The sequence below is a fragment of the Eubacterium segne genome (assembly GCF_014287775.1).
In the GTDB taxonomy this organism is placed as follows: Bacteria; Bacillota; Clostridia; order Lachnospirales; family Lachnospiraceae; genus Eubacterium_G; species Eubacterium_G segne.
Genome location: NZ_JACOOZ010000014.1, coordinates 1 through 8,650 on the forward strand (window position 1 = coordinate 1; position 8,650 = coordinate 8,650).

Annotated in this window: 6 protein-coding genes; 5 read left to right on the forward strand and 1 reads right to left on the reverse strand. The window is 34.0% G+C overall.

The features are described 5' to 3' along the window. Positions 1-120: 120 nt before the first annotated feature. From H8S00_RS13645 to H8S00_RS13655, 3 genes are all read left to right on the forward strand, one after another. Positions 121-435, forward strand: coding sequence for a LytR/AlgR family response regulator transcription factor (locus H8S00_RS13645; protein WP_118589412.1), 315 nt, complete (start codon positions 121-123; stop codon positions 433-435). Positions 436-638: 203 nt separating this feature from the next. Next, positions 639-5,447, forward strand: coding sequence for an amidase domain-containing protein (locus tag H8S00_RS13650; protein ID WP_118589411.1), 4,809 nt, complete (start codon positions 639-641; stop codon positions 5,445-5,447). A 49-nt stretch (positions 5,448-5,496) separates the two neighbouring features. Continuing rightward, positions 5,497-5,925: a hypothetical protein gene (locus H8S00_RS13655; protein ID WP_186840747.1), complete on the forward strand. Its 429-nt coding sequence runs from the start codon at positions 5,497-5,499 to the stop codon at positions 5,923-5,925. A 3-nt stretch (positions 5,926-5,928) separates the two neighbouring features. Here the strand turns inward: H8S00_RS13655 and H8S00_RS13660 are convergent, their stop codons facing one another. Then, positions 5,929-6,564 carry an IS110 family transposase gene (locus H8S00_RS13660; RefSeq protein ID WP_243053073.1) on the reverse strand — a complete coding sequence of 212 codons (636 nt, stop codon included), beginning with the start codon at positions 6,562-6,564 and terminating at the stop codon, positions 5,929-5,931. A 689-nt stretch (positions 6,565-7,253) separates the two neighbouring features. On the opposite strand from H8S00_RS13660, the gene H8S00_RS13665 reads away from it, so the two are divergent. Together H8S00_RS13665 and H8S00_RS14135 are read left to right on the forward strand one after the other, a co-directional pair. Continuing rightward, positions 7,254-7,682 (forward strand): hypothetical protein, encoded by a 429-nt coding sequence (locus H8S00_RS13665; RefSeq protein WP_118595026.1) that lies wholly within the window; start codon positions 7,254-7,256, stop codon positions 7,680-7,682. Between the two features lie 485 nt (positions 7,683-8,167). Continuing rightward, positions 8,168-8,650, forward strand: a 483-nt coding sequence (locus H8S00_RS14135; protein ID WP_207721435.1) for a hypothetical protein, incomplete at its 3' end; no start/stop codon positions are given.

Sequence of the window (8,650 nt, forward strand, 5' to 3'; positions counted from 1 at the left end):
AAAGTTGATTTCGTCGTTGACATTATACCAAAAAAGGGAGGTCAATGCTCTTTTTATTGCAAACTCCCTAAAAATAAAGGTTTTATAAAGAAAATAGGGTAGTAAATTTGACACTACCAATTGGGTAAGGGAGAAATTAATATAAAGATAAGGGATATTCTTTATATTGAGACGGAGTGGAGAAACATTGTTGTACATACATCGGATAATAGAATAAAATGCAGTGGAACTTTATCGGAGTATGAAAAACAATTGAAAAGTGTTGGATTTTGCAGATGCCACAATTCTTATTTGGTGAATTTGGATAAAATAAAAAATTTTGATAGTAGTGCAGTATATTTTGCTAATGATGAATTTGCCTATATCAGCAAGAGAAGATATTCAGAAACTAAAAAGCAGTATTTAAAGAGGCGAAGAGAGATATCTTGCAAATAGAGTAAAGGGTGGTATGTTGGTTAATTTAATCGGCATATCTTTTTTTGTCGTTTTTTCTAAAAAACTCCCACTTACGCAAAAAATGGGTACACTTACGCAAGTGGGGGTGAAATGAAAAAAGTAGATTGGTACCATATGCGTGAATACAAGATATTTAGCAAAATTAAATATAAGCTAACAAATAGCATGGGAGGTACGTTAATATGAAAGAAAAGAAGAAACATATGAGAAAAACAGGAAAAAGGACAATATCTTTTATTTTGATTATTGCACTGATGGTAACAGGATTAAATCTTGACACAATGGCAGATTCAGTTTATGCCGCACAGAAAAACAGAACGGAAAGCAATGCGGGTAAAGAGAAAGTAACAGTTGTAAAGGAACTTACAGGAGAAAGAACGGAAAGCACAAACACATATCTGATGAGTGATGGCTCGAAAAAAATGGAAGTATATGGGGAAAACATCAGATATAAAGAAAAGGGAAGATGGAAAGACTATGATAATACGCTTAATGAAATTTCAGGAACGGATGAGAAAAAATTAAATGTGATATGTGAAAATGATGAAAATTTAAATGCAGGGGAGTATCAGTATGTAAATACACAAGGAGATAGCAGACAGTATTTTTCAAAAAAGTTAGACAAAGAACATCCGATTGTCATGAGTAGTGAAAAATATGCCATATGTTTTGCACCGGTGTCGGAAGATGATAAAGAAAGCAAAACGGAAGAGGGTAAAAACAGAACGACCGTTAATGAAATAGAGGGAAAGAAATATTTAACAAATGAAGAAGAAATAATTGCGCAGGAAGAAGACGGTGAAGACTGTAACAAAGTGGAATATTCAAGCGAAAGTCAGAATATAAAGTATGTTTACACATCATTAAACAACGGTGTCAAGGAGGAAATTGTATTAGATAAAAAGCCTGAGAGAAATACATTTGAATACAAATATGATTTTACGGGAATGGAGCCGGTGAAGTATGATGACAATTACATTCTATTAACGGACAAAAAGAATGGAAATGTTGTTGCATCAATATCGGCACCATACGTAAGCGATGCACAGGGAAATAAATCCTATGATGATGTAAAAATGAAACTGGAAAAAGTGGAAGATGATACATATATCGTAAAATTGACTGTAAACAGTGATTATTTAAATGATGAAAGCAAGTATCCGATTACAGTAGATCCGAGCGTTTACTGGGATGCAACCAAGAGTTCAAACATTAATTCTTATAATGAAAATCCAAGTAACGCACATGCAATTCCCGGTTCATATCGCTTTTACACGGGAATAGATTCAGAAGGTTATGGGCAGACGGCATTCATTCTCTGTTCTGATGTGATTAATGCATTAAAAGGAAAGACAGTTAATTATGCGGTATTTGAACCCGTCATAGCTGAAATAGGGGGAACTCCGGAAATCAGCATTAGAAATGCAGAAAGTTCTTGTGATTTTATGAGTATGTATAAGGGTGGAAAAGCTGAAGTTGGAACGAAAAAGTATGGAATATATAAGTGTGAAGATAATAAGATCGATGACAGAATTGCGCTGTATATGACTGATATTGTAAGGGAAGTTGCAGCAGAAAAGATTGCATCCTGTGGTATAGCATTAAAGACGGAAAATACGAACAATGGCAATTATGTGACCTTTTATGGACCAGCAGAAGAGAAAAGACCTATCTTTTATGTGGGATATAGCGAAACTGAGAATATCAATGCAAAGTATGATGGAAGTTTCGTCATAAGCGGAGCTGATGATGAAAACGAAGATGAAACAGAGATTGACCTTCAGTGGGAAGCATATGAAGATGCAGATGTATACCAAGTATATGTGAGGGAGAATGAAGGAAGCTTTGAATCTGTTGGAATAACGTATGGTACGGAATATGCTTATAAATGTTCAGATAATACAGAGAAAACAGATTTCAGGGTTCTTGCTATATTAAAAAATCAAGATGAGGATATTGTTACAGGGGAAGATGATATACTAAGCAATATAGTTTCATTTGATAGGGTAACAGAAACAAAGCAGGATGAGAATGGAAATGATGTAATAGATGTTTCCTATGGACCGGTTATAAGAGACACCGATGGGGACGGACTTGAAGACGGCTATGAAATATGGGATTTTAAGACACTGTGGAATGAGACAACAGGCACAGATTCACAAGGAAACAAGATATATGATTTAGATACGGATAATGATGGACTGCCAGATGGATATGAGGTATTTACCCTTGGTACAGATCCTGCAATAAAGAATGAAGATGGAAAAGACAGTGACGAAGATGGATTAAGTGATTTGGAAGAATATGTGAAAGGAACAGACCCATGGTTGAAAGATTCGGATTTTGATGAGAGAAATGATTCAGACGAACTTGAAGAAACAGATCCGAGAAAAACAGATAATCCACAGCTCAAGGGAACTGACAGGCTTGGAGCGTACTCCGCTCAGGTACACAAGGGACTTTATGACCATGAATATTCAGAAACTGAAAATGGAGTAACCGCAACTTATATAGTAAACATATATCGTGGTGATATAAAAAAGATAACTACGAATTACGGTGATGACACATTAAACAAGACCGTAAAATATTTCTATGATGAAAAAGGGAACAATACGGCAATCATAGAAGAAAATTCAAAGGACAGAGAACATACAATATGCATAACATATACATATGATAGTGACGGAAATGTTACATACATATGTGACCAGAAAACAAAATACACAATGTCTTATAATGACGGAGAAATGACATCCCTTATGGTGGGAAATATTCCTCTTGTAAATTATAGTAAAAATATTCTTGAAGACAATAAGGGCGAAAATGGTGACACTACAAATATTGAAGAAGGAGAAGTTGTTGATGAGACAGAGAATGTAGTATCGTATGGAAATGGTCAAAAAATAAAAACAGTGGTTTCAGAAATAAAAGCTGATGAAAATAATATTAATTCAGTGGCGACAGAATCAAAAATATATTATAATGAAGATACCACATATTCATACATAATGAAATACAATAGTGAAGGACAACTCCTTAAGCTTACAGATAAAACCGGCAGTGAAGATGTAAGTTATGATTATATTTACAATGATAATACGGTAAAGGTATCACGAAGTGATGGATTTATAAAGGATATAAAAACAGTTGAGGATGAGGAAGGAAATATAACGGATACGGATATTTCCTATACTTTTAAAGACATTGAAGGAAAGTGCGTAACATATAAGACATCACATAAAGCAGATATATCGGATGAAAATAAAACGGTCATAACAGATAAATTATATAATAATGATAGTCTTACAATGGAATTATCAGATGAGGGAAGGACGATTAACACAAGGCTATATTCACAGCTTTATAAAAAGGATATTTTAAGTAGTGAGCAGAAAGAAGTGTCAGATACAAAAACAACCTATAGCATAGGTATGTATGGTGAAGACAAGGAATTTGAGTATACATACGACCTTGCAGGCAACATAACAGCAATAAAGCAGAATGGTAAAAAGATGTATGAGTATGCTTATGATGTTCATGGAAGGCTTACAAAGGAACTGGATTATACAAACAATACAGGCTGTACATATGGATATTCAAGCACAGGAAATGTTAATGCAAAACATTTTAAAACGATAAATGAGGACGGAAGCCTCACAAACGTAAAGGATAAGGAGTATAGTTACAAAAACAGTGATTGGGCGGATCAGCTTACTAAATATGATGGAGAAGATATAACATATGACGGACTTGGAAATCCGGTTAATTATATAGATGGAAAAAGCTTTGAATGGACAAGAGGCAGACAGCTTTCAAAGATGACTTTGAAAGATAATTCAGAAATCACTTATAGGTATAATCAGGATGGACTTCGAACCTATAAGGAAACAAATACAACATCCACTGATTATGAATGGGATGAAACAAAACTTATAAGAGAGACAGTAACATACAAGGCAACAGGAAAGAAATATGACATCTGGTACTTCTATAACGGAAATGACGAAATGACAGGTTTTGAGTATAGTCAGATAAATGACATAGATCAGAGCCTTAAGAAGACAAGAATTTACTTCGAAAAGAATATGCAGGGGGATGTAATCGGACTTCTTGATTCAAGAGGTGCAGAGATTGCAACATATGCATATGATGCATGGGGAAATGTGACGGATACTTTCTGTTATGAAGGAAATGAAACACCATATGCATTGAATCATATCACTTATAGAGGCTATTATCATGACAGCGAGAGTGGATTCTATTACCTTCAAAGTAGATATTATGATGCGGAAGTTGGAAGATTTGTTAATGCGGATGATGTAAGGTATATTGGTATAGCTGATAATGTGATATCAAAGGATAACTTATATTGTTATTGTAATGGTAATCCTATTAGTAATCTTGATCCAACTGGAAATGCAAGTCATAAAAAGAAATATTCATTTAAATATAATAGATCTAAGGCTAGACAATATATGGTAAAATATTATAATAATCCAAACCCTGACTATTTATATTTTTGTTCTGATTGTACTAATTATGCATCTCAGGTTTTGTATGCAGCAAATGTACCAATGGTAGAAAAAAGTTCTGGTTGGTATTTTCATTATGTAAACGATTGTTTTGGAGAATATACTACATCATGGACAACGGTATTAGAGAATAGAAAATTTGTTCGTTCAAAACTTATGGGTAATTTTACAACAATAAATCGTGAAACGAGTGATAAAGTTACTAAAGAATATATGGAGAAAATGATTAAATCATTTAATCCACAGGTGGGTGATATAATATATTTTTATAATAGGGAAAAAAAGAAATATACACATACAGCAATTATTAGTCATGTGAAAAAAAATGATATATTATATTCCGGGCATACTGATAATTGTTTAGATAAAAGTTTAATGGGAAGATTAAACAAAAATAGAGATTATTGTCATGTAGAAATTTGTCATATAAAAAACAAAGGTAAATTTTACATGTAAATTTTAAGTTGATATTAAGTTTAAGGTGATGAAATAAAGGAGATATATAATGAAAAAAACGTGGATTAAACCAATTTTGGTTATTTTTGCAATAGTTGTGTTGTTCATAGGAATTAACTCGATATGTATATATAAGTATTTAAGTGAGTATGGTTATGGCATAAAGGAATTGCCACAAACAGTTGCCGTATGGTTGAGATTAAGTGACGGTTTTACCGTTGAAGTAAATGATGATGAAGATAGTCATTCTACATTGTTTATCGGTCATAGTGACATACAAGATTATATAAAAAAATATGAAAAAGCAGGCTATACAGCTGAACAGGAAGGATCGGATATAAGTATTGATAAAAGCAATTCACAGGATGATAAATTACATGTAGGTATAGGTGGTATGGAAGAATGGTGTCATTGGTTTAGGATTTATATACTATATACAGATAATGAGGATATTATCAAAATTGAAAACTTTAAATAAATTTCAATTTTGAAATGCGACAAAAAAGTGAAATCCTATAAGGGATACAGCAGATAAGAAACCGGCACCTTTAAATGTTTCGATTAAATGGATTTGTCTGACAAAGTCAGTATCTTCATTGGCATCAATAAGATCATGTAATGATTCAAGTATACCTTTTATTTCTTCATCATATTTACGGATGAAACTAATATATAGGCGAATACGCTTGATGTTGCTGTCAATGATACAGCCAAATTCATTAGCATCGTTTGCAGCCTGGATAATGGCATTATACTTATTTTCAGCATATGTAAGTCCAAAGCGGGCTGTAGATTTAATAAGATCAATAATCTCTTGCTTGTCAGCATTTATAAATGCTTCTGGAGATGTATATGTCTCAAGTAAAGTTAGAGATGTGTTGATGGTAACTTTTGAAAAAATGCGAAGATACTGCGGAAATGCCATACGCAGTTCGCCTTGCAGCTTATTCACATAAGCACTGCGATTATCCGTTAAGTCATAGTATTCACGACAAAGATTTCTGCAGTTTAAAGCAAGGTCAGATGGCATAAGAGAAACCTTTAAATCAGGTTTCAAACCGACTAAAGCAGCCTTCTTAGAATCAAAACGGTCATTATGTACTTTTCGTATGTTCATATTTGGGCTATTCATTAGTGATGATAGGATTTATAACCGAGCAGTTAAAACCCTTATCACGAAGATAGCAGAAGAGTGGATAATGATAAATTCCCGTAGATTCCAGGAAAATGCGACTTTCCAAAGAATACAACTCTTCTGATTCTTTTATTTTAGAAACATCGGTTGTAAGGGAACTCATACAGTTATGTAGGATTTTATAAGGCTTTCCTACTAACTGGTGGTTTGAAGTGTAATAGACATCCAGGAGAAGTCAGCACCGACATCAATACCAACAGAGATGAATAATTCATCAAGATTAAAAATAACATTGTTTGACATGAGCAATAGCTCCTTCTTGATAGGAATCCATTTCCAATCTGGCAGGTACACAACCTAGCGCGTTATTCGGGTATGGCCTTCGGGCTCCCAACCAGCTAAAACATAAAACCCTGTCGAATGGACTAATTGACTTTTTTGCAGGTATCTGCTGATATTCAGCATCCCAAGGAGGAGTACATTCTTTGTCCTATCCTACGAGATAATACCTTATGTTTTAACTGGTGTCTATCAGGAACCGTCAGACATGATAATTATTTAAGATAACATCTGATGAAGGAAGAACACCTTCTTTTGTTATCTGAATTATAGAAACTTATTAACCAAGTAGTCTTAATTGACTACATCATTATTATACTAGGAGGTTAGAAATGAAAACGTGGATTAAACCAATTTTGGTTATTTTTGCAATAGTTGTGTTGTTCATAGGAATTAACTCGATATGTATATATAAGTATTTAAGTGAGTATGGTTATGGCATAAAGGAATTGCCACAAACAGTTGCCGTATGGCTGAGATTAAGTGACGGTTTTACCGTTGAAGTAAATGATGATGAAGATAATAATCATTTTACGTTGTTTATTGGTCATAGTGACATACAAGATTATATAAAAAAATATGAAAAAGCAGGCTATACAGCTGAACAGGAAGGATCATCTATAATTGTTGATGAAAACAATTCACAGGATGATAAATTATATATAAGTATAGGTGGTATGGATGAATGGTGCCACTGGTTTAGAGTATATAGTCTATTTACAGATGGAGATAGTACTGTAAAAATTGAAGATGTAAAATAATTTTAAAATGCGACAAAAAAGTGAAATCCTATAAAAGCTGCCATATGTTCCCCTGAGTTAGGATGGATGTATCCACCTTTTAGGCTGATATTAAAATCAGAGAAGGGAAAGTAACAGACACGGTTTATAACAAGTATTGGAAAACGATAAAGAAAGCTATTATTGCCGGAAAGATAGAAGATGATGAAATGTACTGAGTGATGAATTCCGATTATCATATGAGAAATTTAGAAATGTGTTATGGATTCCATTATTTAAAGGTTGGGGATACACAGATGTTTAAGTTTGTCATCTGATAAAGCTGTTATGTTAATGAACAAAAACATAACAGCTTAAAAAATTATCGAGGTGGTTAACATAATTGGTCTGCTTGATGCCAGAGGATAGGCGCTGTAACCGTCAGCAATGAATCTGAAGGTTTTGGGAAGTTTTTTAAAATATTTAAGAGCCTGAGAGGTTTTGCGAAGTGATAAACCAAGATTAATGTGAAAGGTCAGGCACAGAGACATAATATGGGAGTTGTGTTTTGTAAATTTAAGAGAAGATGCATTTTTCGGAAGAGAGGAAATGTCCATCTTAAAGAAACCCACAGTGAACTCACGGTAGATGTAGTGGAGTTTATATTTATTTTTCCCGAAGTATTCTTTCAGATGCTCCGGGTCAACGTTATCAAGGTTGTGGAGATAGTAAGGGCATTTAGGGTTTATACATTTGTGTACACGGAAAAAGGATCTGTCTTTAATAGCAACAAGACTGTGGCTACAGTGCGGACAGAAGAAACGCAATGGGGTTGTGGTGTGTTCCCCGGAAGAGAATGTCTGACCACAGACTTTGCACTGATACTGACCGTTATTCCCATTGTTGTCATATATGTAGTGATGAGGCGCACCACAGACAGGACAGCATATATCTTCGGAAATTGTGCGGCCGTTACGTCTCTGTACAGGTTTCAGAAATTTATGATATTT